The organism is Streptomyces sp. DT2A-34 (assembly GCF_030499515.1).
In the GTDB taxonomy this organism is placed as follows: domain Bacteria; phylum Actinomycetota; class Actinomycetes; order Streptomycetales; family Streptomycetaceae; genus Streptomyces.
Genome location: NZ_JASTWJ010000001.1, coordinates 3,617,029 through 3,635,203, shown reverse-complemented (window position 1 = coordinate 3,635,203; position 18,175 = coordinate 3,617,029). Strand labels below are relative to the sequence as shown.

Sequence of the window (18,175 nt, the reverse complement as noted above, 5' to 3'; positions counted from 1 at the left end):
CATGAGCACCAACTCCCGTCTGCGCTCGTTCGGTTCGCGTGAGGTCGGCCCGGGCAAGCCCGTCTACATCTGCGGCGAGATCGGCATCAACCACAACGGTGAGCTGGAGAACGCCTTCAAGCTCATCGACGTGGCCGCCGAGGCCGGCTGTGACGCCGTGAAGTTCCAGAAGCGCACCCCGGAGATCTGCACCCCGCGCGACCAGTGGGACATCGAGCGCGACACCCCCTGGGGCCGGATGACCTACATCGACTACCGCCACCGTGTGGAGTTCGGCGAGGACGAGTACCGCCAGATCGACGAGTACTGCAAGAGCAAGAACATCGACTGGTTCGCCTCCCCGTGGGACACCGAGGCCGTCGCCTTCCTGGAGAAGTTCGACGTCCCCGCCCACAAGGTCGCCTCCGCCTCCCTGACCGACGACGAGCTGCTGCGCGCCCTGCGCGCCACCAACCGCGCGGTCATCCTCTCCACCGGTATGTCGACGCCGAAGCAGATCCGCCACGCGGTCGAGGTCCTCGGCTCGGACAACATCCTGATGTGCCACGCCACTTCGACGTACCCCGCGAAGGCCGAGGAGCTCAACCTCCGCGCGATCAACACCCTGGAGAAGGAGTTCCCGAACGTCCCGATCGGCTACTCCGGCCACGAGACGGGCCTGCAGACCACGCTGGCCGCGGTCGCCCTCGGCGCCGTCTTCGTCGAGCGCCACATCACCCTGGACCGCGCGATGTGGGGTTCGGACCAGGCCGCTTCCGTCGAGCCGCAGGGCCTGACGCGCCTCGTCCGCGACATCCGCACCATCGAGGCCTCCCTCGGTGACGGCGTCAAGAAGGTCTACGACTCCGAGCTCGGCCCGATGAAGAAGCTGCGCCGCGTCGCCGGTGTGGTCGCCGAGGCGGAGATCGCCGCCGCCGCGGGCGAGCCGGTCCAGGTCTGAGCCCGAAGGCACCGAGTCCGAGTGCGCCGACCCCGAGTGCCCCGAGAGGGAGCGCTCGGGCTCGGCGCCCTTCGGGCTCGTGGCAGCACTGGCCGGAACACGAGCTGAATACGAGCGCCGCATGAGCGCCTTACGACGGGACGGTCGTACGTCGATGAGATCGATGAGCCCCCGCGCCGGGAACACCGGCCCTCACACTCTCGCCTTCGTCGAGAGCCCGGTACAGCTCCTGAACGTGCTGGAGTGGGCGCACGCCCGACGGCACGACGCCCTAGGGGGACTCACCCTCGTCGTCCTGTCCCCGATCGACCCCATGACCCGCGGCCAGCTGCGCCGGATGGCCGAGCTGGCGCGGGAGGACGGGCACGAGGTCCGCTGGGAGGAGGCGCGGGGCGGGCCGGCGGCCCCGTTCCAGACGATCGGGGGCTTGGCCGGCCTGCTCCGCCGGGCCGAGCGTGTGGTGTTGGGGGACCCCTTCTCCCGGTACGTCCAGCTGCTGCTGACGATCACCAAGGCGCGCGACCTGGTCGTCGTCGACGACGGCACGGCGACCATGGAGTTCGTCGCCCAACTCGCCCGTGGCGAGCGCCTGGTGCGCTGGCACCGCAAGGGCGGCCGACCCGGTCCCCGCGACCTGGTCTTCGCGCCGGTGTCGTCGGCGGCTCGGAAGCGGCTGACGCCGAGTGAGCGCCGGAGAGTCGAGATCTTCTCGTCGATGCCGATGGAGAAGACCCCGGACGGCGTGACGGTCACCGCCAACACCTTCGCCTGGACCCGCGACCGCTTCGGCCCGCCCCGCATCACCAAGGGCGCCGACATGGTGGGCACCTCGCTGGTGGAGACCGGCGTGGTGGACGGCGACCGCTACCTGGAGGCCGTCAGCTCCCTCGCCAAGGCCCACGGGGCCACCCGCTACTTCGCCCATCGGAGGGAGAGCGCGGAGAAGCTGCATCGGCTGGCGGTGGAGACGGGGCTGGAGGTCGTACGGCCGGACCTCCCGCTGGAGCTGATCGCGCGGCGCGGGCCGATCGGCCGCACGATCCTGAGCTTCCCGTCGACCGTCGTACATACGTTGCCGCTGGCGCTGACCGGTACGGAGGTCCGGGTCGCGGTGTGCGACATCGACCCCGCGTGGCTGACGGAGAACGCCTCGCCGCGGGCGCAGGGGTTCCTGTCGGGGGTCACGGGGACCGCGCGGGACGTGCATCGGCTGTCGGCGGTGAGCGCGGTCTGAACCGGCCGGCGGGCGCTGTGCCCGGCCCGGCGGCAACCGCTTGTTAACCTCTGACCTGCAAGGCTGGCTGAGGTGAGAGGCGGGTCGTGGCGGCTGCCGGGCATGACGACGCTGCGTCGAGCAGGGCCGAGACGCTCCGTCGACAGGCCGAGCGGGCCTTCCGCTCCGGCCGGGCCGACGAGGCCCACCGGATCGCCGTCCGGGCACTGACCGAGGCCGGGCGGACGACGGACTCCCGCGCCCTGCTCCTGGAACACCTCGGCCGCTATCTCGACGCGGGCAGCACCAGCTGGGAGCACGACTACTTCGAGCAGTCCCTCGCCGAGCTGGATCCGAACGCGCTGCCGCACGAGCGGATCCGGGTGCTCTGCTCCTCCGGCCTCGCCGGGCTGCGACGCGGCCGCACCGACGACGGAGTACGGCTGCTCCACGAGGCCGCGGAGCTGGCCCGCGAGGCCGACGACGCCGAGTTGGAGACCGTCGTCTGCACGGTCGTGGCCGAGGCCGCCCTCACCCTGGGCACGCTCGACGAGTCCCTCCACCGCACCCGGCGGGCCCGGCGCCTGGGTATCGAGTCCCGGCAGCACCACCTGGTCGTGCGTTCCTACTTCAACGAGGCCCGCGCCACCTACCTGCGCACCGGGAACGTCGCCGACGCCGCCCGCATCCGCGGCGCCGGCCTGGCCTACGCCGCCGAACACGGCGAACTGGCCACCGAGGAGGGCAACACACTGCGCCTGGCTTTGATCGAGGACCTGATCGAGGCCGGCCGCTGGCCCGAGGCCGACGACCTGCTGAACGACCCGGCACCGCACGAGCGGCACGGTTCGCTCAACGAGGTCGAGGAGGCGCTGGTCCGGGCCTGGCTGCAGAGCTGGCGCAGCCGGGAACCGGACCCGGCACCGTCGCTGGTCCGGCTCGTGGCGACCAGCAGCCCGCTGCACGAGGCGTACTTCCTCAGCCTGGCGCTCGCCGCGGCGGCCCGGCTCGGCGACCACGCGGCCGTCGAGGAGCTGACCGGCCGTGCGCTCCTCCTGGCCGACGGGCACCTCGCACCGCCCAGCAGCGGCCTGTACGTCATCGACGCGCTCGCCTCCGCGATCCACGCCCAGACGGCCGGCCCCCGGCCGCCCATGCTGCACCCCGACACCGCGCCCGACCGGCTGCTCGAAGCCCTGGAGAGCGTCTACGCCCGGGTACGCCACCATGTGGCCGCGCCCTACGAACTGACGGACGGGGTGGTGGCCGTGGCGCGTGCGGAAGCGGCACACGCCGGGGCTCGCGAGCAGGTCGAGGCGGAGCACTGGGACACCGCCATCTGGATCTTCCGGCGCACCCATGCCAGGGCCCGCCTGGTCCACGCCCTGCTGGGACGGGTGGCCGCGTACGAACGGGGTGACGACCGCGCGGCCGCGCTGCTCGACGAGGCGGAGCGGATCGCCGTGTCCATGGGCGCGGAGCCGTACGTCGAACGGATCGCCCGGCTGCGGGAGCCCCGTCGCCCGGACCGCCCCTCGGACCGCGCGCCGGTCGCGCGCCGGCCGCCCCCGGCATCGTCGGCATCGCCGGCCGACCTGACACCACGCCAGCGCCAGGTGATCGCCCGCCTCGCCGAGGGCCGCACGGACCGGGAGATCGCCGAGGAACTGCGCCTGAGCGTCCGCACGGTCAACGCGCACGTCGCCCAGCTCCTGACCCGACTGGGCCTGCGCAACCGTGCGGAGGCCGCGGGGTGGTACTACCGCTCCGAGAACGGACGCGGCGAGGAGCACGGCGCGTCGGGCTGACCCACGGTCGGCCCGCTCGCCGTCACCCCGCCCCGTGCGGCGTGCCGCTCCTCGTACCGCTGCGGCAGGCCGCCGTGCCCGCCACGCAGACCAGCACCACACCGGCCAACTGGCCCGCGTCCGGGGTCTGGGCGAGGACGAGGAAACCGATGCCTGTCGCGACCGCCGGTTCCAGGCTCATCAGCGTGCCGACCGCCGCCGCCGTCAGACGGCGCAGCGCGAACAGTTCCAGCATGTGCGGGGCGATCGGCAGCAGCACCGCGGCCAGCGCCGAAACGGCCAGTACCCGCGGACTCCACCAGTCCGCCTTGGCCCCGCCGCCCGCCACCACTCCGAGGCACAGGGCCGCCACGGCCGTGGACAGCGCGATGCCCTGCAGGCCGGGCAGCCGGTCGCCCACCCGCTGGGTCAGCACGATGTAGCCGCCCAGCCCCGCCGCGGCACCCAGCGCGTACCCGATCCCGAGCAGGTCCGCGGACGCCTCCCAGGGCCGGGTGAGCAGCAGCACCCCGGCCAGCGCCAGCAGCGGCCACACCAGGTCGGCACGGCGCCGCGACCCCGCGACGGCGACCAGCAGCGGCCCGGTGAACTCCACCGCGCTGACCGTGCCCAGCGGCAGCCGGTCGATCGCCTGGAAGGAGCACAGAGTCATCACCGCGCTCGCGCAACCGAGCGCCGCCGCCGCGCCCAGACCGCTGCGGGGCAGACGACGGATCCGCGGCCGGGTCCACACGAGCAGCAGTACCGCCGCGCAGCTCAGCCGCAGCCAGGCCGTCCCGGCCGGCGACACCCGGTCGAAGAGGGGCACGGCGAGCGAGGCGCCGGTCTGCACGCTGACCATGGCGCAGACAGTGGCGGCCATTGCGGGTGCGGCGGTGCGGACGGGCGAGGCGGCGGGCGCGGTGGGCGCGGCGGAGGTCATGCCGGGACGGACGCGTACGCGGCGGTCGCCCGGACGAGGAACGCGGTCTCCGCGTAGAAGAACTCCCCGTCCCGCGCGGCCCGTTCCACCGACGCCGTCCACTCGTCGATCTCGGCGACCGACAGCGGCCCCGTCCCGTTGACCGCGCGTTCCCGCAGCGCCGCGGCGATCTGCTCCACCCGGTGCCGGGCGAACCCGGTCAGCTCCGTGCCCACGGTGACGTGCGTGTCGACCTGTTCCACGCACAGCAGGCTCTTGCGCACCAGGGCGGCGGCCTTGCGCCCCATCCAGGCGTCGCTGAACTCCATCCACTCCTCGGGGAACTCGGCCCACCCGTGGCACACGGCACGCGTCAGCTCCGGGTCGCCCGCGCGGATCACCAGGGCGTCGTAGTCGGTGTGCGAGATCACCGCCGTACCGCCCGGCCGCAGCAGCCGGGCCGCCTCGTCGATCAGCGCCGCCGGGTCGCGCAGGAACTCCAGGACGTCGTGGCAGACGACCGCGTCCATGCTGCCGGCGGGGTACCGGGTCGGCTTGTTGAGGTCGTGCACCTCGACCTCGGCGTCCCCGCCCAGCAGCGTCCGCGCGGCTGCCACCGCCTCCGGATCGACGTCGCACCCGTGCAGTAAGGCCCCCGGCGCCCGCTCCGCCACGGCCTGAAGCGTCCCGCCGGTACCGCACCCAAGGTCCAGCACCCGCTGTCCGTCGACCACGTCCAGGCTCGTGGCCAGCGCACGGTGTATCGAGTGACCAGGCATGGGCATACGAAGTTCCTCCACAACTCGGCATGAGCAGCACCGGGTTCGTTTCTACGGGTGCTGGGGGAGGAGCGCTTCGGTAGTTCTACCTAGGTGTGATCACTTGGCCGAAAACTCGCGCGGCAACGGCCCACCGCTGAACGGTGGTTGCCGCATGCCCGAAACCGAGCCCCAGCCCGAGTCCTGGGGGTACGTCTGGTGCGAGTCGGCGACGTAGGTCACCTCGGTTTGCGGGCCATGACGAACGCGCGTGGACGCTTCTCGTCGCCTTCCGGTTCGCGCAGGACGCGGGCCCGGAGCTGGAGGTCCGCCTCGGCCAGGTGGGCGGCGACCGTGTCCGGGGTGCGCCAGTAGTAGTGGAGCGAGATGTCGTGGCCGAAGCGTTCCGCGAGGTGAAGGTACTCCTCGTCGTCGGGCCGGCCGGAGGACTGGCCGGACTGGAACGCGAGGAGTACGTGGCCGCCGGGGACCAGGACGCGGTGGAACTCGGCGAAGGTGGCGGTGAGGTGCTCGGTCGGGACGTGGATGATCGAGTACAGCGCGACGATCCCGCCCAGCGTCCCGTCCGGCAGGTCCAGCGACGTCATCGAGCCCACGTGGAACCGGAGCCCGGGATACGCACGGCGGGCCAGGGCCGCCATCCGGGGCGAGAGGTCGACGCCGAAGACCGGTAGCCCGAGGGTGTGCAGGTGGGCGGTGACGGAGCCGGGGCCGCTGCCGAGGTCGGCGACCGGGGCCGGGGCGTGCTCGCGGGCCGGCTCGGCGAAGGCGGTGACCAGGGAGCGGTCCAGGGGGTGCTGTCGGCCGGCCAGTCGGAGAAGCGGTCCGCGTAGTCGGGGGCCATGGCGTCGTACGAGGCTCTGGTGGCCTGGAGGAAGTCGGCGCTCACGGGGCGCACCCTAGTGCGGCGGGCGCACGGGTGTCCGGAGGTTCACCGGGAGTGTGCGATCCCGACAGGTGAACACAACCGACGGTTCTGTTCGCAGCGTGGTATGCGTAGAGAAAAGAGTTACCTACCCATCTCCACTCACACCCATGCGTCGAGCGGCCGGATTTTCTCCCTCCAACGGGTTGAACTTTTGTTGATCGAGGGCGAGTTGGCCACCCGGGCGTCCTACCCTTTAGAGGGTGAACCAACTGATGTCCCCAGAGTCCGAGGTCGATCACACCGGGGAAGCCGCCCTTCTCGGCACCCTGCCGGAGGCGCTCCGTGCGGAACTCGTCGAGTTCCGACGCGACTTGCACATGCACCCGGAGCTCGGCAACCAGGAGTTCCGTACGACCGCCGCGATCAAGGCCCGCCTGGAGAAGGCCGGCCTCCAGCCCCGCGTGCTCGCCATCGGAACCGGGCTCATCTGTGACATCGGGGAGTGGGACGGCGAGCAGCCCATGCTCGCCCTGCGCGCCGACATCGACGGCCTGCCCATCCCGGACACGAAGAGTGAGTGCCCGTACCGCTCGACCGTCCCCGACCGGGCGCACGCCTGCGGCCACGACGTCCACACGGCCGTGGTGCTCGGCGCGGGGCTGGTGCTGGCCGAGCTGCACAAGCGCGGGCGGCTGCCCCGTCCCGTCCGGCTGCTCTTCCAGCCCGCTGAGGAGGTGCTCCCCGGAGGCGCCGCCGACGTCATCGAGTGCGGGGTGCTCGAAGGGGTGGGCCGGATCCTCGCCGTGCACTGCGACCCCAAGGTGGACGCCGGGAAGATCGGTCTGCGGCAGGGGGCCATCACGTCCGCCTGCGACCGGCTCGAAATCGCCCTCGACGGCCCCGGCGGGCACACCGCTCGCCCCCACCTGACGACCGACCTGGTCACCGCCGCCGCCCGGGTCGTCACCGACGTGCCCGCGCTGGTCGCCCGGCGCACCGACGCCCGCAGCGGCCTCGCCGTGACCTGGGGCCGCGTCGAGTCCGGCCACGCCCCCAACGTCATCCCGCAGCACGCCGAGCTCTCCGGGACCGTACGCTGCCTGGACCTCGACACCTGGCGGCAGGCTCCGGACCTCGTCGTCGCCGCCATCGACGAGATCGCCAACCTCCACCGCGCCAAGTCGGAGATCAACTACGTCCGAGGCGTCCCGCCCGTCGTCAACGACCCGGCCGCCACCGAGCTGCTGCGCGCCGCCATGACCGCCCGGCTCGGCGCCGACTCCGTCGAGGGCACCGAGCAGAGCCTCGGCGGCGAGGACTTCTCCTGGTACCTGGAGCACGTTCCCGGCGCCATGGCCCGCCTGGGCGTCCGCACGCCGGGTGACCGGATCGGCCGTGACCTGCACCAGGGCGACTTCGACGTCGACGAGTCGGCCATCACGGTGGGCGTGGAACTCTTCACGGCGGCGGCGCTGCTCGACGCCGCCGCGGCTTAGCCGGAGCGTGCTCGCCGTAGGGGTGCGGTCGTGCGGCGGCTGCGGGCTCGTTGTGGCTGGTCGCGCCCGCGCGGCGGAGCCGCATGTCGAACACAGCCCCGCGCCCCTGACCCCCTCGCTCCGCTTGCAGTCGGCGCGTAGTCGAGGGAGTCTGGCCCCATGGTCGGCGGTCCTGTGCGCCATCACGCTGAAGGTATCTCTCATGCGCGGAGCGTGCGGTGCGGAAAAGGGGGTAATCGCCCCGCGCGTGCCTTTCGATCCGGTGGTTCACAAGGACGTAACCGGCCATCGGCACGAATGGATAACGGCAAGACGAAACCCCGTTCCCAGGAGTGTCTACGCGCGTTAATGTGCGCCGAACTCAGCACCCACTGCGGGGCTTGGAGAATGGGGACTTCACGATGCGTCGGACATCCAAACTGACCCGTGTCGCGGTGGGGGTCGCGTCGATCGCGCTCGCCGCCACGGCGTGCGGTGGTACCAGCAGCGACAACGGCAGCGGCAGTGACAGCACTGGCGACGCCAAGGGTCTCGCCATCGCGTACGACATCGGCGGCAAGGGCGACCAGTCCTTCAACGACGCCGCGTACGCCGGTCTGCAGAAGGCCCAGAAGGAGTTCGGTTACCAGACCGACGACGTCGAGCCCACCGAGGGCGAGACGGACGCCGACAAGGAGCAGCGGCTGTCCTCGCTGGCCAGGCAGGGCTACAACCCGGTGATCGGCGTCGGCTTCGCCTACGGCCCCGCGATGGAGGCCGTGGCCAAGAAGTACCCGAAGACCACCTTCGGCATCGTCGACTCCGTGGTCGAGGGCAACAACGTCGCCTCCCTCGTCTTCGCCGAGGAGCAGGCCTCGTACCTGGCCGGCGTCGCGGCGGCCAAGGCCACCAAGAGCAACACGGTTGGCTTCGTGGGCGGTGTGGACATCCCGCTGATCCACAAGTTCGAGGCCGGTTACAAGCAGGGTGTCCAGGACACCAGCGGCGGCAAGGTCAAGGTCGTCTCGCAGTACCTGACCCAGACCGCCGAGGAGGGTGGCTTCTCCAGTCCCGACAAGGGCAAGGCCGCCGCCGAGGGCCAGATCGAGAAGAAGGCCGACGTCGTCTACCAGGCGGCCGGTCTGTCCGGTCAGGGCGTCATCGAGGCCGCCGCGAAGGCCAAGGTCTGGGCGATCGGCGTCGACTCCGACCAGTACAAGCAGGCGGCTCTGGCCAACTACAAGAACTACATCCTGACCTCCGCCCTCAAGGACGTCGGCGGCGCGGTCTACGCGCTGGCCAAGTCCGTCCAGGACGACAAGCCGCTGACCGGCACTCAGACCTTCGACCTGAAGGTCAACGGCGTCGGCCTGTCCGAGTCCAACCCGGAGTTCGCGAAGATCGCCGGCCTCTCCGACGCCGTGGCGAAGGCCAAGGAAGGCATCATCGACGGCTCCATCAAGGTCAAGACCGAGTAATACGGCGGTAGTCACCGACGTACACCGGTGAAGCGGGCGGGCATCCCAGGGTGCCCGCCCGCTTCGTTGTTCCCGGACCGCCGCGTCACCCACCGCCACCCTCCGTTTGCTGTCGGCAAGGCCTTGGTCAAGGTCTGACGTGGTGTTGGCCACGGGCGCATAACAAGGTGGACAGAAGGGGTTTTCAGGGGAGTCTACGCGCGTTAATCTGCGGCGAAAGCCAGCGCCGTAGCTGTGAAGCTGTCCCGAGCTGTACCGTCCGGCGCTGGGCGAACCCGGAGAAGTGCAGGCACGCCCCCACGCCGCCCGGCACGCACTCTCGCCGCACCGGCCAAAGGCCCTAGTAGCTCCGCTACGAGGACCTTCGTCCGGCACGCCGAGAGCACGCACCGAACGACGCGGGAACGCACCCGCACTTCTCCGGCCCCGCCAGTACGACAGGAGCTCTACACATGCGCCGGATTACCCGGATCACGGTCGCAGGCGCAGCGACCGCCTCTCTGGCCCTCGCGCTCTCCGCCTGCGGCGGCACCTCGACCTCGGCCTCGTCGTCGGAGTCGAAGGGCGACAAGGGCCTCGCCATCGCGTACGACGTCGGCGGCAAGGGCGACCAGTCCTTCAACGACGCCGCGTACGCGGGCCTGGAGCAGGCGAAGAAGGAGTTCCAGTACGACACCGCCGACCTCGAGCCCACCGAGGGCGAGACGGACGCCGACAAGGAGCAGCGACTGGTGTCGCTGGCCAAGCAGGGCTACAACCCGGTGATCGGCGTCGGCTACGCGTACGCCACCGCCGTGAAGGCCGCCGCGGAGCGGTTCCCCGACACCACCTTCGGCATCGTCGACGACTCCACGGTCGAGGCGAAGAACGTGGCCGACCTGGTCTTCTCCGAGGAGGAGGCCTCGTACCTGGCCGGTGTCGCCGCCGCCAAGAGCACCAAGACGAACACGGTCGGCTTCGTGGGCGGCGTGGACATCCCGCTCATCCACAAGTTCCAGGCCGGCTTCGAGCAGGGCGTCAAGGACACCGACCCCAAGGTCAAGGTCCTCTCCCAGTACCTCACGCAGACCGCGGAGGAGGGTGGCTTCTCCAGCCCCGACAAGGGCAAGTCGGCCGCCGAGGGCCAGATCGAGAAGAAGGCCGACGTCGTCTACGCGGCCGCCGGTCTGTCCGGCCAGGGTGTCATCGAGGCCGCCGCCGCCAACAAGGTGTGGGCGATCGGCGTCGACTCCGACCAGTACAAGCAGGAAGCCCTTGCCAAGTACAAGGACTCCATCCTGACCTCGGCGATGAAGGACGTCGCCAAGGCGGTCTACACCCTGGCGAAGTCGGTCGAGGACGGTAAGCCCGAGACCGGTATCGTTCGTGGCGATCTGAAGACCGGCCAGGTGAGCCTGTCGAACTCCAACCCGAAGTTCGCGGACGACACCGAGGTCCAGGAAGCCATCAAGACGGCCAAGGAGAAGATCGTCAAGGGCGAGATCAAGGTCAAGACGAGCTGACTTACAGCAACACCCTGAGCAGCGGTAACCCCGGGGTTACGTCCGCTCAACGGGGTACGGGGAGGCTCTCCCTTGGGGGGCCTTCCCCGTACCCCGTTGTCGCGGTGCGTCGGCCCCCTTTCAGGCCATAGGGGCGCTACGCGCGTAGACGACCCCCGTCCCCAGGAGAGTGCGCCATCAACGCGTCCAGCAGCCCTCCGGCCGGCGCGGCGGTCAACGGTCAGGTGACCGCCGTCGAACTCGCCGGGATCACTAAGCGTTTCCCGGGCGTCGTGGCCAACCACGACATCCACCTCACCGTCCGCAAGGGCACCGTCCACGCCCTCGTCGGCGAGAACGGCGCCGGCAAGTCGACGCTGATGAAGATCCTCTACGGCATGCAGAAGCCGGACGAGGGCACCATCGCGGTCAACGGCGAGCAGGTCACCTTCTCCTCGCCGGCCGACGCCATCGTCCGCGGCATCGGCATGGTGCACCAGCACTTCATGCTCGCCGACAACCTCACCGTCCTCGAGAACGTCGTGCTGGGCAGCGAGAAGCTGTACGGCATCGGCGCCAAGGCCCGCCGGAAGATCAAGGAGCTCTCCGAGCGCTACGGCCTCGGCGTGGAGCCCGACCGGCTGGTCGAGGAGCTCGGCGTCGCCGCCCGCCAGCGCGTGGAGATCCTCAAGGTCCTCTTCCGCGGCGCCACCACGCTGATCCTCGACGAGCCGACGGCCGTCCTGGTGCCGCAGGAGGTCGACGCGCTCTTCGACAACCTGCGCGAGCTGAAGGCCGAGGGCCTGTCGGTCATCTTCATCTCCCACAAGCTGGGCGAGGTGCTGTCCGTCGCGGACGAGATCACCGTCATCCGCCGCGGTACGACGGTCGGTACGGCCGTCCCCTCCGAGACCACCCCGCGCCAGCTCGCCGAGATGATGGTGGGCAGCGAGCTGCCGACGCCCGAGACCGCGGAGTCGACGGTCACCGACCGCCCCGTCATCACGGTGGACAAGCTGCGCCTGGAGACGGCCGGCGGCAAGGCCCTGCTGGACGACATCACCTTCACCATCCACGCGGGCGAGGTCCTGGGCATCGCCGGCGTCGAGGGCAACGGCCAGACCGAGCTGGTCGACGCGCTGATCGGCCTCAGGCACGCCGACTCCGGCACGATCAAGCTGATCGACGAGGAGATCACCGGCTGGGCCACCCGCAAGCGTCGCGAGCAGGGCATCGGCTACATCCCCGAGGACCGCCACCGCCACGGCCTGCTCCTGGAGGCCCCCCTCTGGGAGAACCGCATCCTCGGCCACGTCACCGAGAAGCCCAACGCCAAGGGCGTATGGCTGGACCCGAAGGCCGCGCAGGCGGACACCCGCCGCATCGTCGAGGCGTACGACGTGCGCACCCCCGGCATCGACGTCACCGCCGCCTCCCTGTCCGGCGGCAACCAGCAGAAGCTGATCGTCGGCCGCGAGATGAGCCACAAGCCGCGCTTCCTGATCGCCGCGCACCCGACCCGTGGTGTGGACGTCGGCGCGCAGGCCGCCATCTGGGACCACATCCGCGAGGCCCGCCGCGAGGGCCTGGCCGTACTGCTGATCTCCGCCGACCTGGACGAGCTGATCGGCCTGTCCGACACCCTCCGCGTGATCTACAACGGCAAGCTGGTCGCCGACGCCGACCCGGCCACCATCACGCCGGAGGAGCTGGGCTCGGCCATGACCGGTGCCGCCACCGGCCACCTGGAACACGAAGAGACCCCCGAGACCCCGGCAGACACCCCCGAGACTCCCGACCTTCGCAAGTCTCCCGAGTCTGGTGAAGACGAGGCCCGCTGATGAAGAAGTTCGACAAGGAGCGCGTGCTCCTCGCGGTGGCCGGACCGGTCATCGCGCTCGCCGTGGCCTTCGTGCTCAGCGCGATCGTGCTGGTCGCCTCCGGCAAGAGCCCGGTCGAGCCGTACACCCTGATGTTCGAGCAGGCCTCGTTCTCCGACATCCAGGTCCTGATCATCAACCAGGCGTCGATGTACTACATCGCGGCCCTCGCGGTCGCCATCGGCTTCCGGATGAACCTGTTCAACATCGGCGTCGACGGCCAGTACCAGCTCGCCGCCATGATGGCCGCCATCGTCGGCGCCCACGCGAACCTGCCGGCGGCGCTCCAGATCCCGCTGCTGCTCCTCACCGCGGTCTGCACCGGTGCCTTCTGGTCCGGCATCGCCGGTGTCCTCAAGGTGACCCGCGGCGTCAGCGAGGTCGTCGCGACGATCATGCTGAACGCGATCGCCACGTCGGTCATCGCCTACCTGTGGCTGCCGAACGTCTTCGGCGTCAAGGTCGGCAACAACAACACCACCGGCGAGATGCACGAGTCCGGCTGGGTCCCCGGCATCGACATGGGTGACGCCGGCGAGATCTACGGCCTGGTCTTCCTCGCCGTCCTGCTCGGCGTCGGCTACTGGGTCGTCCTCAACCGCACCCGCTTCGGCTTCGACCTGCGCGCTTCCGGCGCCTCGGAGACGGCCGCCGCGGCCAGCGGTGTCGACCCCAAGCGCATGGTGCTCACCGCCATGCTGATCTCCGGCGGCATCGCGGGCCTCGCCGGCCTGCCGATCCTGCTCGGCGACACCCACACCTACAGCCTGAACTTCCCCACCGGCATCGGCTTCCTCGGCATCGGCATCGCCCTGCTCGGCCGCAACAGCCCCGTCGGCATCGCGTTCGCCGCCCTGCTGTGGGCCTGGCTCGACAAGGCATCGCCCGAGCTGGACTTCCACGACTACGACAAGGAGATCGCGGTCATCATGCAGGGCCTGATCGTGCTCTCGGTCGTCGTCTCCTACGAGGCCGTACGCGAGTGGGGCCTGCGCCGCCAGCAGCGCCGGGTCGGCGCGGAGCTGGCCGCCGGCAACGTCCTCGGCGCCGACAACAACACCACGAAGGAGGTGGCAGGCCGATGACCACCCCGCAGACTTCAGCGGTCGATGTCAACCAGCCCACGCTGCAGCCCGCGGCTCCGACGGGCCGCCGCCTGTCGTGGCCCGTCCTGCTGCTGGTCATCGCCGGAGCGCTGGCGCTGACCTCGATCGTCCGCATCATCACCGGCGCCGACGGCATCACCAACGTCAGCCAGATGTCCACCGCCCTCCAGCTCGCCGTGCCGATCGGCCTCGCCGGTCTCGGCGGTCTGTGGGCCGAGCGGGCGGGAGTCGTCAACATCGGCCTCGAGGGCATGATGATCCTCGGCACCTGGTTCGGCGCCTGGGCCGGCTTCCAGTGGGGCCCGTGGACCGGTGTCCTGGTCGGCATCATCGGCGGCTGCCTGGGCGGCCTGCTGCACGCCCTCGTCACCGTCACCTTCAACGTCAACCACATCGTCTCCGGTGTGGCCATCAACATCCTCGCCTTGGGCGCCACCCGCTACCTCGCGCCCCTCGCCTTCGAGGGCCACCAGGGCGGCTCCGCCAAGCAGTCCCCGGCGGTCGAATCCCTCGGCAACTTCACGGTGCCGGGGCTGTCCGACGCGCTGCGCGACCTCAACAACCAGGGCTGGTTCTTCATCTCGGACGTCGCCGGTCTGCTCGGCGGCCTGGTCACCAACGTCTCCTGGCTGACCCTGATCGCCGTGGCCCTGATCCCCGCCACCTGGTGGATCCTGTGGCGCACCTCCTTCGGCCTGCGCCTGCGCTCCTGCGGCGAGAACCCGGTCGCGGCCGAATCCCTCGGCGTGAACGTCTACAAGTACAAGTACATCGCCGTGATCATCTCCGGCGGCCTGGCCGGCCTCGGCGGCGTCTTCCTGTCCATCGTGGCCAACCCCTTCTACCTGGAGGGCCAGGTCAGCGGCCGCGGCTTCATCGGCCTCGCCGCGATGATCTTCGGCAACTGGATGCCGGGCGGCCTCGCCATCGGCGCCGGCCTGTTCGGCTACACCGACAGCCTCAACCTGCGCGGCGGTGCCGAGAACGTCCACGCCCTGCTGCTGCTCGGCGCGCTCCTGCTGATCATCGGCGCCATCTGGCTCGTGATCTCCAAGAGGTACGTCCAGGCCGCGATCACCGCGGTCATCGGCGCCCTGGTGTTCGCCTGGTACGCGGGCACCGACGAGGTCCCGAACCAGGTCGTCTCCGCCACGCCGTACGTCATCACGCTCGTCGTCCTCGTGCTGTCCGCGCAGCGCCTGCGCATGCCGAGGGCGAACGGCCTGCCGTACCGGAAGGGCCAGGGCAAGTGACCTCGGCCGCCTCCCACGACGTCGACTGGGACAAGCTGCGCGCGGCGGCCCGGGACGCCATGTCCCGCGCGTACGCCCCGTACTCCGGCTACCCGGTCGGCGTCGCGGCCCTGGTCGACGACGGCCGTACGGTCACCGGCTGCAACGTCGAGAACGCGTCGTACGGCCTCGGCCTGTGCGCCGAGTGCGGACTGGTCTCGGAGCTGCAGAACACGGGGGGCGGCCGGCTGACGCACTTCACCTGCGTCGACGGCAAGGGCGACCCCCTCGTCCCGTGCGGCCGCTGCCGACAGCTGCTGTACGAGTTCGGCGGCCCGGACCTGCTGCTGGAGACCCCGGCGGGGATCCTGCCGCTGTCGGAGATGCTGCCCCAGGCCTTCGGGCCGGGCCACCTCAGCAAGTAACTCCCGTGCGGCCCCTCTGAGTTGCCCAGGCGACGGTCGCCCGGGCGACCGGCTCAGAGGGGCCGTACGACTTCTGGAATCCTCGGAAGGAAGCCAAGCCATGGCCATGGACGCCATCTCCGTCATCCGCACCAAGCGGGACCGCGGCGAGCTCAGCGACGAGCAGATCGACTGGGTCATCGACGCGTACACCCGCGGGGAGGTCGCCGACGAGCAGATGTCCGCGCTCGCCATGGCGATCCTGCTCAACGGCATGAACCGCCGGGAGATCGCCCGCTGGACCGCCGCGATGATCGCCTCCGGCGAGCGCATGGACTTCTCGTCCCTGTCCCGCCCGACGGCCGACAAGCACTCCACGGGTGGCGTCGGCGACAAGATCACCCTCCCGCTGGCCCCCCTGGTCGCGGCCTGCGGTGCCGCCGTCCCCCAGCTCTCGGGCCGGGGCCTCGGCCACACGGGCGGCACGCTGGACAAGCTGGAGTCGATCCCCGGTTGGCGGGCCCTGCTCTCCAACGAGGAGATGCTGCACGTCCTGGACACCACGGGCGCGGTGATCTGCGCGGCGGGCGACGGCCTGGCCCCCGCGGACAAGAAGCTGTACGCACTCCGCGATGTGACGGGCACGGTCGAGGCCATCCCCCTGATCGCTTCCTCGATCATGTCGAAGAAGATCGCGGAGGGCACGGGCTCGCTGGTCCTGGACGTGAAGGTCGGCACGGGCGCCTTCATGAAGACCGTCGAGGACGCGCGCGAGCTGGCCTCGACGATGGTGGGCCTGGGCACGGACCACGGCGTGAAGACGGTGGCCCTGCTGACGGACATGTCGACGCCGCTGGGTCTGACGGCGGGCAACGCCCTGGAGGTCCGCGAGTCGGTCGAGGTCCTCGCGGGCGGCGGTCCCTCCGACGTGGTCGAGCTGACGATCGCCCTGGCCCGCGAAATGCTGGAAGCGGCGGGTGTCCGTGACGCCGACCCGGCGAAGGCCCTGGCCGACGGCTCGGCGATGGACGTCTGGCGCCGCATGATCGCGGCCCAGGGCGGCGACCCGGACGCGGAACTCCCGGTGGCCCGTGAGCAGCACGTGATCAAGGCCCCCTCCTCCGGTGTCCTGACCCGCCTCGACGCCTACGACATCGGCGTCGCCGCCTGGCGCCTGGGCGCCGGGCGCGCCCGCAAGGAGGACCCGGTGCAGGCCGGCGCGGGCATCGAGATGCACGCCAAGCCGGGCGACACGGTGACCGAGGGCCAGCCCCTGCTCACCCTGCACACGGACACGCCGGAGCGCTTTGAGTACGCGCTCCAGTCGGTGGAGGGTTCGTACGACATCGCGGCGGCGGGCACGGACTTCACGGCGTCGCCCGTCGTGCTGGAACGTATCGCCTGACCAGGCGGTTTCCCTTTCGGGCGAACGGGATCGGTGGACCGGCGCCGGTCCCGTTCGGCATGCTGGGATCGGTGACGTACCGATCCCGATCGCCCTGACGGTCCTGGACCTCTCCGGCGAGGGCGAGAAGGGAACTTCCCGGTCGGCTGACGCCCCTCATCCCAACAACGCCGCCACCGCCACCAACACCGGCACCGACAACACCGTCGACAGCAGAATCGAGTCCCGCGCCAACCGCTCACCCACCCCATAACTCGACGCATACGTGAACAGGGTCTGCGCGGCAGGCAGCGCCGACGTCACCACCACGTCCAGCAGCGGAGCGCCCCGCAGGCCGAACACCCCCGCAGCCAGCGCCCATGCCGCCGCCGGCTGGCCCACCGACTTCAGGGCGACCGACAGCAGCACCGGATGGCGGTCCGGCCCCCGGCCGGGCATCGTGCTGCCGCACAGGGAGATGCCGAAGGCCAGCAGGACGGCCGGGACCGACATGCCGCCGATCAGGGTCAGCGGGTCCAGGACGGGCGCCGGGACCTTCCACCCCGCCGCCGAGACCGCCACCCCCGCCAGCGAGCCGACCGCGATCGGGTTGCGCAACGGCGTCAGCAGCCGCCGCCACAGCGGCCCCTTCTCGCCCTCGCCGGAGAGGTCCAGGACCGTCAGGGCTATCGGGGTGACCCCGACGAGCTGGAACAGCAGCACCGGTGCCACCAGCGAGGCGTCGCCCAGGACGTACACCGCGATCGGGATGCCGAGGTTGCCGGAGTTGACGTAGCTGGAACACAGCGCGCCGATCGTCGTACGGCCGACGCCCCAGCGCCGTACGGCACCCACCGCGACGAAGACTCCGGCCGCCGCTGCCGTGCTCAGCGCGGTGACGAGGAGGCGGCTGGAGAAGATCACCGAGAGGTCGGTCTGCGCGAGCGTGGTGAAGAGCAGGGCGGGGGAGGCCACATGGAAGGCCAGCTTGGTGAGGACCTCCCGGCCATGGTCGCCGAGGTAACCGCGCCGGCCGATCGCATAGCCCACCCCGATGACGACCGCGATCACCGCGAACCCGGTCAACACCCCCTGCACGGAACCTCCCTGGCGGGACGGAAACCGCAGGGTATTCGAGGATGCGCTGATGGGTGTGGCATACAGCCAACCCTCCGGGGAAGGAGGGGAGCAGGTCAACGTGATCTCGGTCGGCGGACACCTCGCGC

At 70.7% G+C, this 18,175-nt stretch carries 14 protein-coding genes and 1 pseudogene; 11 read left to right on the top strand and 4 right to left on the bottom strand.

All coding sequences use genetic code 11. The annotated features are described in order from the left end of the window. The first annotated feature begins 1 nt into the window (after position 1). The 3 genes from QQM39_RS15810 (at position 2) to QQM39_RS15800 (ending at position 3,961) form a co-directional block, all read left to right on the top strand. The gene (locus QQM39_RS15810; protein ID WP_301997363.1) at positions 2 to 940 is read left to right on the top strand and encodes an N-acetylneuraminate synthase family protein; all 939 of its coding nucleotides are present in this window, start codon (positions 2 to 4) and stop codon (positions 938 to 940) included. 163 nt (positions 941 to 1,103) lie between these two features. Further along, positions 1,104 to 2,174 carry a hypothetical protein gene (locus tag QQM39_RS15805; protein WP_302003598.1) on the top strand — a complete coding sequence of 357 codons (1,071 nt, stop codon included), beginning with the start codon at positions 1,104 to 1,106 and terminating at the stop codon, positions 2,172 to 2,174. An 86-nt stretch (positions 2,175 to 2,260) separates the two neighbouring features. Next, positions 2,261 to 3,961 carry a LuxR C-terminal-related transcriptional regulator gene (locus QQM39_RS15800; protein ID WP_301997362.1) on the top strand — a complete coding sequence of 567 codons (1,701 nt, stop codon included), beginning with the start codon at positions 2,261 to 2,263 and terminating at the stop codon, positions 3,959 to 3,961. Between the two features lie 22 nt (positions 3,962 to 3,983). On the opposite strand, the gene QQM39_RS15795 is transcribed toward QQM39_RS15800, so the two are convergent. From QQM39_RS15795 to QQM39_RS15785, 3 genes and pseudogenes are all read right to left on the bottom strand, one after another. After that, positions 3,984 to 4,883 (bottom strand): DMT family transporter, encoded by a 900-nt coding sequence (locus tag QQM39_RS15795; RefSeq protein ID WP_301997361.1) that lies wholly within the window; start codon positions 4,881 to 4,883, stop codon positions 3,984 to 3,986. Continuing rightward, a complete protein-coding gene (locus QQM39_RS15790) occupies positions 4,880 to 5,647 on the bottom strand; it encodes a methyltransferase domain-containing protein (protein ID WP_301997359.1) in 768 nt (255 codons plus the stop codon). The genes QQM39_RS15795 and QQM39_RS15790 overlap by 4 nt, the downstream gene beginning before the upstream one ends. 212 nt (positions 5,648 to 5,859) lie before the next feature. Then, positions 5,860 to 6,485, bottom strand: a pseudogene (locus QQM39_RS15785) (methyltransferase domain-containing protein). Between the two features lie 296 nt (positions 6,486 to 6,781). On the opposite strand from QQM39_RS15785, the gene QQM39_RS15780 reads away from it, so the two are divergent. From QQM39_RS15780 to QQM39_RS15745, 8 genes are all read left to right on the top strand, one after another. Continuing rightward, complete coding sequence (locus QQM39_RS15780) at positions 6,782 to 8,005, top strand: M20 family metallopeptidase (protein ID WP_301997357.1); 1,224 nt, start codon at positions 6,782 to 6,784, stop codon at positions 8,003 to 8,005. 401 nt (positions 8,006 to 8,406) lie between these two features. Further along, the gene (locus QQM39_RS15775) at positions 8,407 to 9,462 is read left to right on the top strand and encodes a BMP family protein (protein ID WP_301997355.1); all 1,056 of its coding nucleotides are present in this window, start codon (positions 8,407 to 8,409) and stop codon (positions 9,460 to 9,462) included. A 452-nt stretch (positions 9,463 to 9,914) separates the two neighbouring features. Next, positions 9,915 to 10,964 (top strand): BMP family protein, encoded by a 1,050-nt coding sequence (locus tag QQM39_RS15770; RefSeq protein WP_301997353.1) that lies wholly within the window; start codon positions 9,915 to 9,917, stop codon positions 10,962 to 10,964. A 224-nt stretch (positions 10,965 to 11,188) separates the two neighbouring features. Continuing rightward, positions 11,189 to 12,784 (top strand): ABC transporter ATP-binding protein, encoded by a 1,596-nt coding sequence (locus QQM39_RS15765; protein ID WP_301997351.1) that lies wholly within the window; start codon positions 11,189 to 11,191, stop codon positions 12,782 to 12,784. Continuing rightward, entirely contained in the window at positions 12,784 to 13,908 is a 1,125-nt protein-coding gene (locus tag QQM39_RS15760; protein WP_301997349.1) for an ABC transporter permease, read from the top strand. Before QQM39_RS15765 ends, QQM39_RS15760 begins: the two co-directional genes overlap by 1 nt. Further along, entirely contained in the window at positions 13,905 to 15,182 is a 1,278-nt protein-coding gene (locus QQM39_RS15755) for an ABC transporter permease (protein ID WP_301997347.1), read from the top strand. Before QQM39_RS15760 ends, QQM39_RS15755 begins: the two co-directional genes overlap by 4 nt. Then, on the top strand, positions 15,179 to 15,586 hold the full coding sequence (locus QQM39_RS15750; RefSeq protein ID WP_301997346.1) for a cytidine deaminase: 408 nt from the start codon (positions 15,179 to 15,181) through the stop codon (positions 15,584 to 15,586). Before QQM39_RS15755 ends, QQM39_RS15750 begins: the two co-directional genes overlap by 4 nt. A gap of 106 nt (positions 15,587 to 15,692) precedes the next feature. Next, the gene (locus QQM39_RS15745; RefSeq protein ID WP_302003597.1) at positions 15,693 to 16,970 is read left to right on the top strand and encodes a thymidine phosphorylase; all 1,278 of its coding nucleotides are present in this window, start codon (positions 15,693 to 15,695) and stop codon (positions 16,968 to 16,970) included. A gap of 156 nt (positions 16,971 to 17,126) precedes the next feature. Here QQM39_RS15745 and QQM39_RS15740 read toward each other — a convergent pair whose 3' ends face one another. After that, positions 17,127 to 18,047, bottom strand: a complete 921-nt coding sequence (locus tag QQM39_RS15740; protein WP_301997344.1) for an AEC family transporter — start codon at positions 18,045 to 18,047, stop codon at positions 17,127 to 17,129. Positions 18,048 to 18,175: the final 128 nt, after the last annotated feature.

Coding starts and splice junctions, on each gene's coding strand:
- QQM39_RS15790 (WP_301997359.1), bottom strand. CDS start 5,647: ATGCCCATGCCTGGTCACTCGATACACCGTGCGCTGGCCACGAGCCTG.
- QQM39_RS15775 (WP_301997355.1), top strand. CDS start 8,407: ATGCGTCGGACATCCAAACTGACCCGTGTCGCGGTGGGGGTCGCGTCG.
- QQM39_RS15780 (WP_301997357.1), top strand. CDS start 6,782: ATGTCCCCAGAGTCCGAGGTCGATCACACCGGGGAAGCCGCCCTTCTC.
- QQM39_RS15755 (WP_301997347.1), top strand. CDS start 13,905: ATGACCACCCCGCAGACTTCAGCGGTCGATGTCAACCAGCCCACGCTG.
- QQM39_RS15810 (WP_301997363.1), top strand. CDS start 2: ATGAGCACCAACTCCCGTCTGCGCTCGTTCGGTTCGCGTGAGGTCGGC.
- QQM39_RS15770 (WP_301997353.1), top strand. CDS start 9,915: ATGCGCCGGATTACCCGGATCACGGTCGCAGGCGCAGCGACCGCCTCT.
- QQM39_RS15745 (WP_302003597.1), top strand. CDS start 15,693: ATGGACGCCATCTCCGTCATCCGCACCAAGCGGGACCGCGGCGAGCTC.
- QQM39_RS15795 (WP_301997361.1), bottom strand. CDS start 4,883: ATGACCTCCGCCGCGCCCACCGCGCCCGCCGCCTCGCCCGTCCGCACC.
- QQM39_RS15805 (WP_302003598.1), top strand. CDS start 1,104: ATGAGCCCCCGCGCCGGGAACACCGGCCCTCACACTCTCGCCTTCGTC.
- QQM39_RS15760 (WP_301997349.1), top strand. CDS start 12,784: ATGAAGAAGTTCGACAAGGAGCGCGTGCTCCTCGCGGTGGCCGGACCG.